The following is a 15,811-nucleotide window of genomic DNA, read 5'->3' on the forward strand; positions in this document are numbered from 1 at the left end:
CGGCGACCGCGGTCGGGCCGGCGGCATTGATGCTGCCCGAGCTGAGCAGAACGCCGCTAACCGCATAGCCCAGGACCAGAACAGCAAACACGGCGATACGCTTCAACATGGCGGGTCTCTTCAGATTAAGGCCGGCTCTGGGGGCGCGGCGCTTGAGGGGCAAGGTCCCATGGAACCGTTGGCAAGACGTTAATTCCGCCTTCAGAGATGCGGCGGAATGCGGCTGCCATTCGGGAGAGTTAATGCTCAGGCCCGCCACAGTGTTCCCACGCTTCCGCCATTAAGCTTGATCAAACGTGACGTGCCCGGCCGCTGTGGCCCGCCGGGCACACCGCCGCGCTGGACATGCCGTCGGCACCCGTCTAGATCCGCTCATCTCCAGCACAAAGATGGCCATGCTTCGCAAGCTCTATGATTGGGTGATCGCCTATTCGGCCCGCCCCTCGGCGCCATGGGCGCTCGGCATTGTCGCGTTCACGGAAAGCTCGATCTTCCCGATCCCGCCCGACGTGCTCCAGGTGCCCATGACGCTGGCCCGGCCGGAGAAGGCCTGGGAATATGCGCTGATCGCCACCTTGAGCTCGGTGGCCGGTGGGCTGGTGGGCTATGCCATCGGCGCGCTGCTCTATGACAGCCTCGGGCAGTGGCTGATCAACCTCTATGGCTACGGCGCCAAGGTGGACACCTTCCGCGCCGCTTATGCCCATTACGGCCATTGGGTGATCCTGCTGAAGGGCCTCACCCCCATCCCGTTCAAGCTGGTGACCATCACCTCGGGGTTTGCGGACTACAATCTGTTCTGGTTCGTGGTGCTCTCCGTGATCACCCGCGGCGCCCGCTTCTTCCTGCTGGCGGCACTGCTGCGCAATTTCGGACCGGCGGCGCGCAATTTCATCGAGAAGCGTCTCGGCCTGGTCACCCTCGGCCTTTTTGCGGTGGTGGTGCTGGGCCTGCTGGCGGCGGCCTATGTGATCTGACGGGGCGCAGCGGCAGCCCCCTCGGGCCTGCCCTTGCGCAGCCATCGGAACACCCGCCCGTCGATGGACAGCATGCCCAGGGAGATCAGGGCCATGCCGGCAAAATGATTGAGCGCCAGCGTCTCGCCCAGAAACACGGATCCAAGAAGGATGGCGCTCACCGGCACCAGCAAGGTCACCAGTGAACTGTTGATCGCCCCGCCCACGGCGAGGATATGAAAGAAGATGATGTAAGCCAGCGCCGTCGAGAGCAGCCCCAATCCCACCAGGGCGCCCAGGGTGGTCAGGCTCGGCATGGCCAGATGCCATGGGGCATCGACGAGTCCGGCGATCGGTAGCATCAGGATTGTGGTTGCGGCGACCTGCCCGAATGCGACGGTGGCGGGCGCGATGCCCATGCGGCGGAACCGCCGGCCAAACACGCCGGCAAAGCCATAGGACAAGGCCGCCCCAAGGCAGGCGAGCACCGCGAGGACGGGAATCGCCCCCGCCTGAAACAGATTGCCGACCATCAGCAGCGCCACGCCCGCAAAGCCCAGAAGGATTCCCGCGCCCTTGGCGGGCGTCATCCGCTCGTCGGTGGTCAGCACATGCGCCACCAGGATCGAGAAGATCGGCGTGGTGGCGATGAGGATCGAGGCCAGGCCGCTGGGGATCTGCGTCTGGCTCCAGAAGATCAGGCTGAAGGGGATCAGGTTGTTCAACACCCCCATGCCGAGGAACGCCGCCCATATGGTGAGCGTCGCGGGGAGGGCTTGGCGGGTGGCGCGCAGATAAAGGAACAGACCCACCGCGGCAATCGCCACCCGCGCGAGAACCACCGTCAAGGGCGGCACCTCTGCCAGCGCGACCTTTGAGAAGAAGAACGAGCCGCCCCACAGCATCGACAAGGCGACGAGAAGAACCCAATCGACGGCACTCATGAATGGGGCTTTACGCATCCTGTCACCCTGCCTTGGCCTGTCATCCTGCTTGACGCCATGCGGCAGCATGGGCCGTCACCGCGCAGGGCGCTCGCCGGAATCGGACTCCATCCCTTCCGGGCCCAGGGTTGCGATAAGATGGGGTCATGCGTCTGGACGATTCCATCTGCGAGCAGGCCTGGCTGAAGCGAGACCCCGGTTTCGACGGCCGGTTCTTCATCGGCGTGCGCACGACGGGGGTGTATTGCCGCTGCGTGTGCCCGGTGCGCCTGCCCTATCGCCGCAATGTGGAGTTCCTGCCGAGCGCGGCCGCCGCTGAACGGGCCGGCTACCGGCCCTGCCTGCGCTGCCGGCCGGAATCCGCCCCGTTCTGTCCCGCCTGGAACGGCAGCCTGACCATCGTTGAACGCGCCGCCCGGCTCATCCGCGAGGACGGCGCGCTCGATGCGCCGGACGCCACCGTGGAGACACTGGCGGAGCGCGTGGGCGTCGGCGCGCGCCATCTGTCGCGCTTGTTTCGCAAACACGTGGGCGCGAGCCCGATCCAGGTGGCCAAGACCGCCCGCGTGCAGCGAGCCAAGCGCCTGCTCACGGAAACGGACCTGCCGATCACGGATGTGGCGCTGCAATCCGGCTTCGGCAGCCTCAGACGCTTCAACGCGGTGTTTCAGGACGTCTACAAACGCCCGCCGACGGCCATCAGGCGGACGCTGCGTGGAGCGGGCTGATGGCGAGGCCGATCGTCCGCCCTATTCTGGTACAGCCCCTCATGTTAGGGACGCCGATGCTGCGTGCGGCACCCCGCACCGTGAGTCTGGCGTGGGATGACCGCCCTGTGTGGCCTCCCCGTCCGGCGCGTCTGCCGCCGTTGCCGAAACCCGCCCGCCATCCCCTGTCTCCGGTCCCTGCATGTCGTCCTTTCTCTCCCGACTGACGGCGGAGCCCGCGCCGCTCTCCTGGCTAGAGCGCCAGGCCTGCTACCCGTGGCTGATCGTCGGCCTGGTCTCGACCGGCGCCTTCCTCGGCCAGTTCGACGCCACGGTGGTGCAACTGGCCCTGCCGAGCCTGGCGCGGTATTTCGACCAGCCGATCCATCATGTGAGCTGGGTCACGCTGTCCTATCTGGCGGCCTTCGTGGCGTTCCTGCCCATCTTCGGGCGGCTGTGCGATATGTTCGGGCGCAAGACGCTCTACATCATCGGCTATCTCATTTTCATCGGCGCCAGCGCGCTGTGCGGCGTGGTGAGCGAGTTCTGGCAATTGCTGGCCTTTCGCTTCCTGCAAGGGCTGGGCGGCGCACTGCTCGGCGCCAACAGCATCTCGATCCTGGTGCATACGGTCTCGCCCGCGCAGCGGGGACGGGCGCTGGGCTGGTTCGCCGCGGCGCAGGCGGTGGGCATGAGCGCCGGGCCGGTATTCGGCGGCGTGCTCATCGAGACCCTGGGCTGGCGCTGGATCTTCTGGCTCACGGTGCCGTTCGGGGCCGCCGCCGTCATCGCCGGCTGGCTCACCCTGCCCCGCAGCACCGGCGCACGGCCGGAGCGCGTGTTCGACTGGGGCGGGGCATTGCTGATCGGCCCGGCCCTGGTACTGATCGTGGCGGCGCTCAACCATGCCGCCGGACGGGACTTCAACCTCGGCTACAACCTCGGCATGGTGGCGATCGCCGCGCTGCTGCTGGCGCTCCTGGTGCGCCGCGAGCGCCGCTTCCGCGCGCCGCTGATCAATCCCGCTCTGTTCCGGAGCCCTGCCTTCCGCAGCGCGGCGGCGGCGGCGATGCTGGGCTATGCGCAGGTGTCCGCCATGTTCTTCCTGATGTCGTTCGCGGAAGCGCGCGGCTTCGGCGAGAGCCCCCTGATGGCGGGCCTGAACCTGGCCATCGTGCCGCTCGCCATCGGCCTGTCCGCGCCGTTCAGCCACGCCGTCCAGGAACGGCTGGGCGGGCACCGTGTGGGCATGGCCGCCATGCTGCTGAGCTTGAGCGCCGTGGTTCTGCTGTTCGCCACGCTGGGACGGGTGGGGCACCATTGGCTGTTCGACAGCCTCGCCTTTGCGGTGTTCGGCACCGGGCTCGGGCTGTTCATCGCCCCCAACAACGGGGTCGCCATCGCGGCCGTGCCAGCGGCCCTGTCCGGGGCGGCGGGGGCGCTGTTGAACCTGATGCGGGCGCTGGGCACCAGCCTCGGGGTTGCCGGTAGCGCGGCTTTGCTGACGCTGAACCTGCGCATGCCCAGCGGCACATCCCAGATGAGCCCGTCCTTCGACGGGCCGGGCATGCTGGTCGCGGTGCGCGACTGCCTGCCGCTGCTGGGCGTGATGGTGGTGCTGGCGGGCCTGTGCGCCTGGCTGGCGGCGCGCCGGGTCGAGGCGAAGATCGGCGGCCCGCTGCGCTGAGGCCGGTCCGGCATCCGCCGGCGCGTCAACGCGCGCAGGGCGGTGTTCAGCCGCCGTCAAAGGTTCTCGCCCGGGTGCAAGCGCCCGGGCGTTTCGCATTCAGGTCGGTGCGGCCGCCTCAGCGCGGCAGCGTGCTCGCGCCCATGAGCGCCTTGTCGATGGCGTGGGCGGCCTGGCGGCCCTCGCGGATCGCCCACACCACCAGGGACTGGCCGCGACGCATGTCGCCCGCCGCATAGAGCTTGGGGGTGGAGGTGAGATAGTCGGTCTCGTTGGCCGCGACGTTGCCGCGCTTGTCCAAGGCGGCGCCGGACTGCTCCACCATGCCCTCGTGCAGAGGGGCGGCAAAGCCGATGGCCAGGAACACCAGATCCGCCCGCAGCACGAATTCGGTGCCGGGGATAGGCTGGCGGTTATGGTCGACGCGGGCGCACTTCACCCCGGTGAGCCGGCCGTTGCGGCCCTCGATGCCCAAGGTGGCGCAGGCGAACTCGCGGTCCGCCCCTTCCGCCTGGGAGGAGGAGGTGCGGAACTTGGTGGGCCAGAACGGCCACACCGCCAGCTTGTTCTCCTTCATGGGCGGCACCGGGCGGATGTCCAGCTGCGTCACCGACAAGGCGCCCTGGCGGAAGGCGGTGCCCACGCAGTCGGAGGCGGTGTCGCCACCGCCCACCACCACCACATGGCGGCCGGAGGCCAGCAGCGGATGCTCGCGACCGGTGTCCTCATGGCCCACGCGGCGGTTCTGCTGCACCAGATACGGCATGGCGAAATGCACGCCTTCCAGTTCCTGGCCCGGCAGCTTGGGATCGCGCGGGGCTTCCGAGCCGCCGGCCAGCAGCACGGCCTCGTAATTGTCCAGCAGTTCCTGCACCGGCTTGGTGACGCCCACGTTCACACCGTAGTGGAAGGTGACGCCCTCGGCCTCCATCTGCGCCACGCGGCGGTCGATGTGGTGCTTTTCCATCTTGAAGTCGGGAATGCCGTAGCGCAGCAGGCCACCGGCCTTGGGCTCGCGCTCGAACACATGCACATCATGGCCGGCGCGGGCCAGTTGCTGGGCGGCGGCCATGCCGGCGGGGCCGGAGCCCACCACCGCCACGGAGCGGCCAGTGCGCTGGGCGGGCAATTCGGGCTTGATCCAGCCCATCTTCCACGCCTTGTCGGCGATGGCCTGTTCCACCGTCTTGATGGTCACCGGCACGTCTTCGAGATTCAGCGTGCAGGCTTCCTCGCACGGGGCGGGGCAGACGCGGCCGGTGAATTCGGGGAAATTGTTGGTGGAGTGGAGGTTGCGCGCGGCCTCCTCCCAGTCGCCATTATAGACGAGGTCGTTCCAGTCCGGGATCTGGTTGTGCACCGGGCAGCCGGTGTCGCCATGACAGAACGGAATGCCGCAATCCATGCAGCGCGCGGCCTGGTTGGCCACCTCCGTCTCCGGCAGCGGCAAGGTGAACTCGCGGAAATGGCGAATACGATCGGACGCCGGCTGATACTTCTGATCGTGCCGATCGATCTCCAGAAACCCCGTGACCTTACCCATCAGACACCCCTCCGCGGAGCCGCATCGCGCGCGTCGCGCGGAAGCTCATTACAAGAATTGTTCCAGCTTGAGGACTCTGCTTTTGCAGGGCGCGCCCTAACCCCCTCTCCCGCGTGCGGGGGAGGGCTGGGGAGGGGGCCGAGCGAAGCGGAGACGGCAAAGCTGGGAGGACACCGGCAGCCGCCGCTCCGCGGCGCCCCCTCCCATCCCTCCCCCGCATGCGGGAGAGGGCTCAAGGCCGCTCTCAAAAGAGCCCTTATTCGGCCGCCTGCAAGCCGCTGCGTTTCTCCATCTCACGCAGCGCCCGCCGGTATTCCACCGGCATGACCTTGACGAACTTGGAGCGGTAATCGGCCCAATTGTCGAGGATCGTCTTGGCCCGCTGCGATCCGGTGTGGTGCAGATGCTTGACGATCAGCTGGTGCAGACGCTCCTCGTCGTGCCGGGACATGTCGCCCTGCACGTCGATGCGGCCCTTGAACTCCAGGTCGCCGCCGTGATGGTGCAGGCGCTCCAGGAGATCTTCTTCCTCTTCCACCGGCTGCAGATCCACCATGGAGAGGTTGCAGCGCTTGGCGAAGCTGTTGTCTTCGTCCAGCACATAGGCGACGCCGCCGGACATGCCGGCCGCGAAATTGCGCCCGGTCTGGCCGATCACCACCACCACGCCGCCGGTCATGTACTCGCAGCCATGGTCGCCAGTGCCTTCAACGACGGCGATTGCCCCCGAATTGCGCACCGCGAAGCGCTCCCCGGCGATGCCGCGGAAGTAGCATTCGCCCTCGGTGGCGCCATACATCACCGTGTTGCCGACGATGATGGAGTGCTCGGCGACGATGGCGGTGTTGTCCGGCGGGCGGATGATGATGCGGCCGCCCGACAGGCCCTTGCCCACATAGTCGTTGGCCTCGCCCACCAGATTGAGGGTGATGCCCGCCGCCAGGAAGGCGCCGAACGCCTGGCCGGCGGTGCCGGCCAGATGCACGTCGATGGTGTCGTCCGGTAGGCCGGCCTGACCGTAGCGCTTGGCCACCGCGCCCGAGAGCATGGCGCCCACGGAGCGGTCCACGCTGCGGATCGGGCTCTCGATCTTCACCTTCTCGCCATGCTCCAGGGCCGGCATCGCCTGGGCGATCAGCGTGCGGTCCAGCACGTTCTCGATCGGGTGATGCTGGCGCTCGGTGTGGCGCACCGAGACGGTGGGCGGCACCTTTGGCTGGGCGAAGATGCGGCTGAAGTCCAGGCCCTTGGCCTTCCAATGGTCGATGGCCGGGGTCTGGTCGAGCACGTCGGAGCGCCCCACCATCTCGTTCACGGTGCGGAAGCCCAGGCGCGCCATGATCTCGCGCACGTCCTCGGCGATGAAGAAGAAGTAGTTGATGATGTGCTCGGGCGTGCCCTTGAAGCGCTTGCGCAGCACCGGATCCTGGGTGGCGACGCCCACCGGGCAGGTGTTGAGATGGCACTTGCGCATCATGATGCAGCCCGCCGCGATCAGAGGCGCGGTGGAGAAGCCGAACTCGTCGGCGCCCAGAAGCGCGCCGATCACCACGTCGCGGCCGGTGCGCAGGCCGCCGTCCACCTGCAGGCCCACGCGCCCGCGCAGCCGGTTGGCCACCAGGGTCTGCTGGGTCTCGGCAAGGCCCATCTCCCAGGGCGAACCCGCATGCTTGATGGAGGTGAGCGGCGAAGCGCCGGTGCCGCCTTCGAAGCCGGAGATGGTGATGTGGTCGGCGCGCGCCTTGGCCACGCCCGCAGCCACGGTGCCGACGCCCACTTCGGACACCAGCTTCACCGACACGTCCGCATCGGGATTGACGTTCTTCAGGTCATAGATGAGCTGCGCCAGATCCTCGATGGAATAGATGTCATGGTGCGGCGGCGGCGAGATCAGGCCGACGCCGGGGGTGGAGTGGCGCACCTTGGCGATCACCGCATCCACCTTGTGGCCGGGCAATTGGCCGCCCTCGCCGGGCTTGGCACCCTGCGCCACCTTGATCTGCATCACGTCGGAATTGACCAGATATTCCGCGGTCACGCCGAAGCGGCCGGAGGCCACCTGCTTGATGGCGGAGCGGGCGCTGTCGCCATTGGGCAGGGGCTTGTAGCGCTCGGACTCCTCGCCGCCCTCGCCGGTGTTCGACTTGCCGCCGATCCGGTTCATGGCGATGGCCAGGGTGGTGTGCGCCTCCCGCGAGATGGAGCCGAACGACATGGCGCCGGTGGAGAAGCGCTTGACGATGTCCACCGCCGGCTCGACTTCCGACAGGTCCACCGCCGTGCGGCCGAACTCCTGCGGCTCGCGCAGGCGGAACAGGGCGCGGATGGTCAGCAGGCCCTTGTCCTGCTCGTTCACCATGTCGGCGAAGGCGCGATAGCGGTCCTGGGCGTTGCCGCGCACCGCATGCTGCAGGGCCGCCACGGAATCCGGGGTCCAGGCATGCTCCTCGCCGCGCATGCGGTAGGCATATTCGCCGCCCACATCCAGCGACATGCGGAACACCGGCGCATCGGAGAAGGCGAGATGGTGACGGCGCACCGTCTCCTCGGCGATCTCGGCCAGGCCCACGCCCTCGATGGTGGTGGCGGTGCCGGAGAAATAGCGGTTCACCACCGCCGACGACAGGCCGACCGCGTCGAAGATCTGCGCGCCGCAATAGGACTGGTAGGTGGAGATGCCCATCTTGGACATCACCTTCAGCAGGCCCTTGTCGATGGACTTGATGAAGCGCTTGACGATTTCATAGTCGTCCACCTCGTCCGGCACGTCCGGCATGGCCAGCAGCGTCTCGAAGGCGAGATAGGGGTTGATGGCTTCGGCGCCATAGCCGGCCAGACAAGCGAAATGATGCACTTCGCGCGCTTCGCCGGTCTCCACCACCAGGCCCACCGAGGTGCGCAGGCCCTTGCGGATCAGATGATGATGCACCGCCGCGGTGGCGAACAGCGCCGGGATCGGGATGCGATCGGGCCCCACCATGCGGTCGGACAGGATGATGATGTTGTAGCCGCCGTGCACGGCGGCTTCCGCGCGCTCGCACAGACGCTCGATGGCCCCTTCCATCCCCGCCGCGCCCTTGTCGGTGGGATAGGTGATGTCGAGGGTGCGGGTGTCGAACCGCTCCTCCATGAAGCCGATGGAGCGGATCTTCTCCAGATCCTCATTGGTGAGGATCGGCTGGCGCACTTCCAGCCGCTTGCGGCGGGCATTGCCTTCCAGATCGAAGATGTTCGGCCGCGGCCCGATGAACGACACCAGGCTCATGACCATTTCCTCGCGGATCGGGTCGATGGGCGGGTTGGTCACCTGGGCGAAGTTCTGCTGGAAATAGCTGTAGAGCAGCTTCGACTTGTTGGAGAGCACCGAAATGGGCGTGTCGGTGCCCATGGAGCCGACCGCTTCCTGGCCGGTGATGGCCATGGGGGCCATCAACAGCTTGATGTCTTCCTGGGTATAGCCGAATGCCTGCTGGCGATCGAGCAGCGCCACGTCGGTGCGCACCTCGCGCGCCTCCACCTTGCGCAGATCTTCCAGCACCAATTGGGTGTGCTTCAGCCAGTCCTTGTAGGGATGGGCGCGGGCCAGCTCGGTCTTGATCTCCTCGTCGGGGACGAGGCGGCCCTGCTCCAGATCCACCACCAGCATCTTGCCGGGCTGGAGCCGCCACTTGGTGACGATCTTCTCTTCCGGCACGGTCAGCACGCCGGCTTCGGAGGCCAGCACGATGGTGTCGTCGGAGGTCACCAGATAGCGCGCCGGCCGCAGGCCGTTGCGGTCGAGCGTGGCGATGATCTGGCGCCCGTCGGTGGCGACGATGGCGGCGGGGCCGTCCCACGGCTCCATCAGGGCGGCGTGATATTCGTAGAAGGCGCGCCGCTCCTCATCCATGAGCGGGTTGCCCGCCCAGGCTTCCGGCACCAGCATCATGGCCGCATGGGCGAGGCCATAGCCGCCCTGGGTCAGGAATTCGAGCGCATTGTCGAAGCAGGCGGTGTCCGACTGCCCCTCATAGGAGATCGGCCACAGCTTGGAGATGTCGGCGCCGAACAGCTCAGAGTCCACCGAGGCCTGACGGGCGGCCATCCAGTTGACGTTGCCGCGCAGGGTGTTGATCTCGCCGTTATGGGCCACCATCCGGTAGGGATGGGCTAGCGGCCACGCCGGGAAGGTGTTGGTGGAGAAGCGCTGATGCACCAAAGCCAGCGCGCTCTCGAAATCGGGATCGTGCAGGTCGGGATAATACTTGCCCAGCTGGTCGGCCAGGAACATGCCCTTGTAGACCAGGGTGCGGCAGGACAGCGACACCGGATAATAGCCGGCGGTGCGCGGGTCCTTGGCGTCATAGACCACGTTGGAAATGATCTTGCGCAGCACGAACAGCCGGCGCTCGAACGCATCCTCGTCGGTGTGGCGCTCGCCGCGGCCGATGAAGATCTGCTCGTGATTGGGCTCGGTGGGCAGCACGCTCTCGCCCAGGGAGGAATTGTCGGTGGGCACGGTGCGCCAGCCCAGCAGCACCAGGCCCTCTTCCTTCACCACCCGCTCGAAGGCGGCGCGGACGATGTCGTGGCCTTCCGCATCGCGGGGCATGAAGATGTGGCCGACCGCATAATGGCCGGCTTCCGGCAAGGTGAAGCCGAGCTTGGCGGCTTCCTTGGCGAAGAAGCGATGGGGGATCTGCACCAGCATGCCGGCGCCGTCGCCGGCGCGCGGGTCGGCGCCCACGGCGCCGCGATGCTCCAGGTTCAGGAGGATCTGGATGCCGTCCTGCACCACCTTGTGCGACTTGCGGCCCTTGATGTCGGCGATGAAGCCGACGCCGCAGGCATCCTTCTCATGGGCGGGGTCGAACAGGCCGAACGCCTCCGGGCGACCGAAGATCGCCGGGTCTTTCGCGGTGGCGGCGCCTTGAGCGACACGTCCGGTCAAACCGTCATTGCGATCCATGCTGGTCATCCTCCACTCTCCCCTATGGCCGGCCGGGGCCGGTCCGCCACCCCATCGTCGCGCACAGAGGCGCACGCTCGCAAGAACGCACGCTCCATACAATCGCGGGGACGCTAATAGGGCAGCACCCCTGCCCTATCTTTTGAAAGATGACAGAAAAGCGGCACATCCACAAGCCGGCAGATGCGGACGAGCCATGCCGAGGCTGCATATATTGCGTGCGGGCGCTTTCTGACGAAACAACGGTACGGCGGACGGCACCCCGGCGCAATCCTATTGCGAACATGGCCCCCGGCCCACAAACGAAAGCCGGACACAATCATCCGATGCTACGCGCGGGACGCCCCCACCGCGCCTCAATCCGCCGCGCCAGCCTGCGGCAACCCTCGCCGGCCATAGTGGCACAGATCTGAAGCCGACCCCCACCAGCGCGACCCGCTGCGCGGGGCGCCGGCGGCGGAGCCTTCGCACGGAGCCCGGGACCCAGCCATGACATCGCGCCCGCAACGTCCTTCCCGCAGGGGCCGCGCCCGCGCCCTCGCGGTGCCGGCGGTGGCCATCCGCTTTCTGCTCGCCTTCGGCCTGCTGCTGGCGCTGGCCGCCCTTCTGGCCGGCATCGGCACCGCCCGCGCCGCCGAACGGGGCGTGACCTTCGCGCCGCCCTCGTCGGGGGGATCCTCCGGCGGATATGGCGGCTATGGCGGCGGCAATTGGAATGGTGGCGGCAACAACGGCGGCGGAAACTGGAATGGCGGCGGCGGCGCGCCGGTGGTGGTGGCGCCGTTCGTCAATGTGCCCCTGAGCCCGGACCAGACGCCCATGCCGCAGGGCGCGCCCATGATTCCGGCGAACCAGATCCAGGCCATCGTCAGCAGCGCTGGCTATGCCCAGGTGCAAAAGCCGCAATTCTCGCAGGGCTTCTATTATGTCCAGGCCACCTCGGCCGCCGGCCCGGTGCTGCTGGCGGTGGATGCCTATTCCGGCCAGGTGGTGAGTTCCCGCCCGGTGGCCACCACCCCGCGCCCGCCGGTGGTGGAGAGCGGATCGCTGATCGGCAGCGGATCGCAGATCGGCACCCCGCCGCCCACCCGCCCACGCGGCCCGCTGGCCCCGGACCCCAACAATCCCGACGGCGAGTAAGCCGCAGCCGCGCGCCAAACGCAAACGGGGCGAGGCGATCCGCCTCACCCCGCTGGTCCCATGCCTCAGGGACGAAAGCTCACTTGCCCTGCAGCAGCGGGGCCAGTTCCTTTTCCAAATCGGCCACGGTCAGGGCGCCGGAGATCTTCTTGCCATTGACGAAGAAGGTCGGCGTCGAATCGATCGCCAGTTCCTTGTTGCCATACTGGGCGCTGGCCTGGACCTTGTCCGCCAGATCCTTGTCCGACAGGCACTTCTCGAAATCGGCTTCGCTCATGCCCGCCTGCTTGGCGATCTTGAGCAGGCCGCCGGCGGGATCGTTGCTGAAGGCCCAGGCGCGCTGGGTTTCGAACAAAGTGTCCACCATGGGGAAATACTTGTCGTCCGGCACGCAGCGCGCCAGCATGAAGGCGGCGGTGGCCACCGGGTCGAACGGGAATTCGCGGAACACGAAATAGACCTTGCCGGTGTCCACATATTTGGACTTCAGCGTCGGCCAGGTCTGCTGGTTGAACGTGGCGCAGTGGCTGCAGGTCATCGAGGCATATTCGACGATGGTCACCGGGGCCTTGGGATCGCCCAGGGTCTTGGCCGGCAGCGGGCTGGCGCCCGGCGCCATCAGCTTGGCCTGATCGGCGGTCTGCGCGGCGGCGCTGGAGATGAAGTCGGGCGAAAAGCCGAGCAGGCGCGCCAAGGGCGCGCCGACGCCGCCGGCCAGAGCGAGCAGGCCGATGCCGGTGAGGAAGCGGCGACGATGAAGCAACATGAAAGTCTCCGGAACGGAACGGCGCAGACACCATCGCGCTACCATGGCGAGGATAGGGCGGCAAACCCCAAGCGATCACCTTTTCCGGCGCAGCCCTCTTCCCCGGGGCAAAAACGTCGGCCTCAGCCGCCCCGCTCGCGCTGCACCAGCGCCCCGAGGCGCGCCAGCGATGCCCCCAGCGCCTCGTCCTCCATCGGCCCGAGATTGTGGCGGATGGCCGCCACATGCAGCGGATCGGGCTCCTGCGGCTTGGGCGGCGGCCCATGGCGGGCGGGCACCGGCCCCTGGCGCAAGGCCAGCTTGCCGACGCAGCGCCAGCCGAAATAGGCATTGATGCGCTCCACCACGATGGGGGCGGCATATTGCAGCTCGATGGCGTAGGCGCCTTCCACCCGCACCACCAAAGTGGCGGGCTCGTTATTCTGCCGGCTGGGCCACTGCATCTTCACCGGCATGGTGCGCGGGGCCAGATCCGGCCCGACGATCTCATCCCAGTTGGTGACGATCTCCACCACGGAAAAGCCCGCGCGGCCCAAGGCATCGGCGATGCTGGGGCCCACCAGATCGGCGAGCAGGCGAACGGGCCGCGGCTTTCTCATCGGGACATCCTCATCGGGACATCGGTCTCCTGGGTCCTGTGCGACGCACGATGCCGCCGGCCCCACCTTCGCACATCGCCCCCGCCGGCGCATCGCCCCCGGCAAGCTGTCGCGCATCCCGGCCCTTGCCCGGCGCGTCGGCCCTGGGCACGGTGGCGCCATGACCGCCTCCGCTTCGACCGCCTCCGCTTCCGCCCGCCCCGCCAGCGCCCCAAAGCCCGCCGCTCTGCTGGCCTGGTATGATCGCCATCGCCGCCGCCTGCCGTGGCGGGCGGAGGCCGGGCACAGGGCCGATCCCTATCATGTGTTCCTGTCCGAGATCATGCTGCAGCAGACCACGGTGAAGGCGGTCGGCCCCTATTTCGGCACTTTCCTGGCCCGCTGGCCCACGGTGGCGGATCTGGCCGCCGCGCCGCTGGAGCAGGTGCTCTCCGCCTGGGCGGGGCTGGGCTATTATGCCCGCGCCCGCAATCTGCACGCCTGCGCCAAGGCGGTGGTGGACCGCCATGGCGGACAGTTTCCCGATGACGAGGCGGCGCTCCTGGACCTACCCGGCATCGGCCCCTATACCGCCGCCGCCATCGCCGCCATCGCCTTCGACCGCAAGGCGAGCCCCGTGGATGGCAATATCGAGCGGGTGGTGAGCCGGCTCTATGCGGTGGACGAGCCTTTGCCCAAGGGCAAGGTGCGCATCAAGGCGCTGGCCGCCGCCTTGACCCCGGCCCGCCGCCCCGGCGATTTCGCTCAGGCGATGATGGATCTGGGCGCCACCATCTGCACCCCGCGCTCCCCCGCCTGCCCGCTGTGCCCGTGGATGGAGCCGTGCACCGCCCGCGCCGAGGGCGATCCCGCCCGTTATCCGGTAAAGGCGCCGAAGACCGCCAAGCCCGCCCGCGCCGGCATCGCCTTCCTGGCGGTGCGGGCCGATGGCGCGGTGCTGATGCGCACCCGGCCCGACAAGGGCCTCCTGGCCAAGATGACCGAGGTGCCCTCCACCCCCTGGGGGGCCGCGCCCGCCAATCCCGAGAGCCATGCCCCTTTGCCCGCCACATGGCGCAATCTGCCGGGCAGCGTGGAGCACGTCTTCACCCATTTCGCCTTGACGCTGGCGGTGCGCCGCGCCGACCTGCCTTTGCGCACGCCGGCCCCGGACGGCCACCGCTGGGTGCGCCCGGACGACTTCGACCGCGAGGCCCTGCCCAGCCTGATGCGCAAGGTGCTGGCCCACGGGCGGGCGGACTGAACACCGGGGCCACAGCCTCGGTTCCCGCACGATTGCTGCTAAATCCGGTTTAATCTTCCGCGCATTCTGGTGATTATCCCGGAGGACGCGAGGGTCTATCTCTTCACTCGAAACGGGGCGGCACCCACCGCCCTTCGAATTGAGGAAAGACTCCCATGCGCAATCTCTCTTATGCCGCCCTCGCCCTTGCTGCCGGCCTTGCCCTTTCGGGCGCAGCGCAGGCGGACGAATATATCAGCGCCGCCAACCGCGAGAACTATGCGGTGGCCGCCGCCAGCGCCGCCTCCGAGCAGAGCCTGCTGCCGGCCTTCGCCAATGCCACCGCGCGGCTCGCGACCGTCCGCCCCAGCGCACCGACCTCCCAGATCGTCGGCCCGTTCGATAATGGCGATGCCCATTCCGGCCCGGCCCACAACTGATCCGGCTGTGTCGCAGCGAGGGGAAGGCGCAGCCTTCCCCTCGCCTGCCAACGAATGATCACCCAAAGACAGTGACGGCGCGAACCGTCAAACACCTGAAAGACCAAGACAATGCGTAATCTCTCTTATGCCGCTCTCGCCCTTGCTGCCGGCCTTGCCCTTTCGGGCGCCGCCCAGGCGGACGAATATATCAGCGCCGCCAACCGCGCGAACTATGCGGTGGCCGCCGCCAGCGCCGCCTCCGATCAGGCTCTGCTGCCCCGCGCCGCCCGCCCCATGGCCACCCCCCTGGCCTGGACCGCCCAGCCCGTCGTCATCGTCGGCCCGTTCAGCAGCGGCGACGCCCATTCCGGCCCGGCCCACAACTGATCGCGGCCCGGACCACGGGAGGGGAAGGCCCGGCCTTCCCCATCCTGTCCGGGACTCATCCCCAGATGAACCGACGGCGCGAACCGTCACAGCCATGAAAGACCACGACCATGCGTAATCTCTCTTATGCCGCCCTCGCCCTTGCTGCCGGCCTTGCCCTCTCGGGCGCCGCCCAGGCGGACGAATATATCAGCGCGTCCAACCGCGAGAACTATGCGGTGGCCGCCGCCAGCGCCGCCTCCGAGCACGCCTTGCTGCCGCTGAGCGCGCAGGCCACCGCCGCCACCCGGCATCAGCCGGCCCAGCCCGCACAGCCCACCTTCCGCGTGCCGGGCGTGGTCGGCCCGTTCGATAATGGCGATGCCCATTCGGGCCCCGCGCACAGCGGCTCGCCCGCCCTCTGGTGATCGGGGCGAGCGGCCCCTTCCAGAGGTGTGAAACGACAACGGGCGGCGCGGGGCAGCAGAGCCTGATCGGAGGCGGCGCTGGC

General features: G+C 68.0%; 13 protein-coding genes. 8 read left to right on the forward strand and 5 right to left on the reverse strand.

Annotated features, from left to right (window positions below):
• Positions 1–395: 395 nt before the first annotated feature.
• Positions 396–977 carry a YqaA family protein gene (locus AAG816_RS24525; protein WP_341992329.1) on the forward strand — a complete coding sequence of 194 codons (582 nt, stop codon included), beginning with the start codon at positions 396–398 and terminating at the stop codon, positions 975–977.
• On the opposite strand, the gene AAG816_RS24530 is transcribed toward AAG816_RS24525, so the two are convergent.
• A complete protein-coding gene (locus tag AAG816_RS24530; RefSeq protein ID WP_341992330.1) occupies positions 965–1,900 on the reverse strand; it encodes a DMT family transporter in 936 nt (311 codons plus the stop codon). The two genes, AAG816_RS24525 and AAG816_RS24530, sit on opposite strands and share 13 nt — an antisense overlap.
• Before the next feature lie 146 nt (positions 1,901–2,046).
• Between AAG816_RS24530 and AAG816_RS24535 the strand changes: the two genes are divergently transcribed.
• Both AAG816_RS24535 and AAG816_RS24540 read left to right on the forward strand, forming a co-directional pair.
• Entirely contained in the window at positions 2,047–2,628 is a 582-nt protein-coding gene (locus AAG816_RS24535) for an Ada metal-binding domain-containing protein (protein WP_341992331.1), read from the forward strand.
• 181 nt (positions 2,629–2,809) lie between these two features.
• Positions 2,810–4,294 (forward strand): MFS transporter, encoded by a 1,485-nt coding sequence (locus tag AAG816_RS24540; RefSeq protein ID WP_341992332.1) that lies wholly within the window; start codon positions 2,810–2,812, stop codon positions 4,292–4,294.
• A gap of 118 nt (positions 4,295–4,412) precedes the next feature.
• On the opposite strand, the gene AAG816_RS24545 is transcribed toward AAG816_RS24540, so the two are convergent.
• Positions 4,413–5,837: a glutamate synthase subunit beta gene (locus AAG816_RS24545; RefSeq protein ID WP_341992334.1), complete on the reverse strand. Its 1,425-nt coding sequence runs from the start codon at positions 5,835–5,837 to the stop codon at positions 4,413–4,415.
• A 256-nt stretch (positions 5,838–6,093) separates the two neighbouring features.
• On the reverse strand, positions 6,094–10,785 hold the full coding sequence (gene gltB / locus AAG816_RS24550; RefSeq protein WP_341992345.1) for a glutamate synthase large subunit: 4,692 nt from the start codon (positions 10,783–10,785) through the stop codon (positions 6,094–6,096).
• 489 nt (positions 10,786–11,274) lie between these two features.
• On the opposite strand from gltB, the gene AAG816_RS24555 reads away from it, so the two are divergent.
• Entirely contained in the window at positions 11,275–11,925 is a 651-nt protein-coding gene (locus AAG816_RS24555; RefSeq protein WP_341992335.1) for a hypothetical protein, read from the forward strand.
• Positions 11,926–12,004: 79 nt separating this feature from the next.
• On the opposite strand, the gene AAG816_RS24560 is transcribed toward AAG816_RS24555, so the two are convergent.
• Both AAG816_RS24560 and AAG816_RS24565 read right to left on the reverse strand, forming a co-directional pair.
• Positions 12,005–12,691, reverse strand: a complete 687-nt coding sequence (locus AAG816_RS24560) for a DsbA family protein (protein ID WP_341992336.1) — start codon at positions 12,689–12,691, stop codon at positions 12,005–12,007.
• Between the two features lie 122 nt (positions 12,692–12,813).
• Positions 12,814–13,290 (reverse strand): DciA family protein, encoded by a 477-nt coding sequence (locus AAG816_RS24565; protein ID WP_341992338.1) that lies wholly within the window; start codon positions 13,288–13,290, stop codon positions 12,814–12,816.
• Between the two features lie 160 nt (positions 13,291–13,450).
• Between AAG816_RS24565 and mutY the strand changes: the two genes are divergently transcribed.
• From mutY to AAG816_RS24585, 4 genes are all read left to right on the forward strand, one after another.
• A complete protein-coding gene (mutY, locus tag AAG816_RS24570; RefSeq protein ID WP_341992340.1) occupies positions 13,451–14,533 on the forward strand; it encodes an A/G-specific adenine glycosylase in 1,083 nt (360 codons plus the stop codon).
• Positions 14,534–14,688: 155 nt separating this feature from the next.
• A complete protein-coding gene (locus AAG816_RS24575; protein WP_341992341.1) occupies positions 14,689–14,952 on the forward strand; it encodes a hypothetical protein in 264 nt (87 codons plus the stop codon).
• Between the two features lie 111 nt (positions 14,953–15,063).
• Entirely contained in the window at positions 15,064–15,321 is a 258-nt protein-coding gene (locus AAG816_RS24580) for a hypothetical protein (protein WP_341992342.1), read from the forward strand.
• Between the two features lie 110 nt (positions 15,322–15,431).
• The gene (locus AAG816_RS24585; protein ID WP_341992343.1) at positions 15,432–15,728 is read left to right on the forward strand and encodes a hypothetical protein; all 297 of its coding nucleotides are present in this window, start codon (positions 15,432–15,434) and stop codon (positions 15,726–15,728) included.
• The last annotated feature ends 83 nt before the right edge of the window (positions 15,729–15,811 follow it).

The organism is Azorhizobium sp. AG788 (assembly GCF_943371865.1).
Taxonomy (GTDB): domain Bacteria; phylum Pseudomonadota; class Alphaproteobacteria; order Rhizobiales; family Xanthobacteraceae; genus Azorhizobium.

Bases quoted from the DNA above. Each gene is read 5' to 3' on its own strand.
- AAG816_RS24525 (WP_341992329.1), top strand. From the start codon at position 396: ATGCTTCGCAAGCTCTATGATTGGGTGATCGCCTATTCGGCCCGCCCC.
- AAG816_RS24530 (WP_341992330.1), bottom strand. From the start codon at position 1,900: ATGAGTGCCGTCGATTGGGTTCTTCTCGTCGCCTTGTCGATGCTGTGG.
- AAG816_RS24535 (WP_341992331.1), top strand. From the start codon at position 2,047: ATGCGTCTGGACGATTCCATCTGCGAGCAGGCCTGGCTGAAGCGAGAC.
- AAG816_RS24540 (WP_341992332.1), top strand. From the start codon at position 2,810: ATGTCGTCCTTTCTCTCCCGACTGACGGCGGAGCCCGCGCCGCTCTCC.
- AAG816_RS24545 (WP_341992334.1), bottom strand. From the start codon at position 5,837: ATGGGTAAGGTCACGGGGTTTCTGGAGATCGATCGGCACGATCAGAAG.
- gltB (WP_341992345.1), bottom strand. From the start codon at position 10,785: ATGGATCGCAATGACGGTTTGACCGGACGTGTCGCTCAAGGCGCCGCC.
- AAG816_RS24555 (WP_341992335.1), top strand. From the start codon at position 11,275: ATGACATCGCGCCCGCAACGTCCTTCCCGCAGGGGCCGCGCCCGCGCC.
- AAG816_RS24560 (WP_341992336.1), bottom strand. From the start codon at position 12,691: ATGTTGCTTCATCGTCGCCGCTTCCTCACCGGCATCGGCCTGCTCGCT.
- AAG816_RS24565 (WP_341992338.1), bottom strand. From the start codon at position 13,290: ATGAGAAAGCCGCGGCCCGTTCGCCTGCTCGCCGATCTGGTGGGCCCC.
- mutY (WP_341992340.1), top strand. From the start codon at position 13,451: ATGACCGCCTCCGCTTCGACCGCCTCCGCTTCCGCCCGCCCCGCCAGC.
- AAG816_RS24575 (WP_341992341.1), top strand. From the start codon at position 14,689: ATGCGCAATCTCTCTTATGCCGCCCTCGCCCTTGCTGCCGGCCTTGCC.
- AAG816_RS24580 (WP_341992342.1), top strand. From the start codon at position 15,064: ATGCGTAATCTCTCTTATGCCGCTCTCGCCCTTGCTGCCGGCCTTGCC.
- AAG816_RS24585 (WP_341992343.1), top strand. From the start codon at position 15,432: ATGCGTAATCTCTCTTATGCCGCCCTCGCCCTTGCTGCCGGCCTTGCC.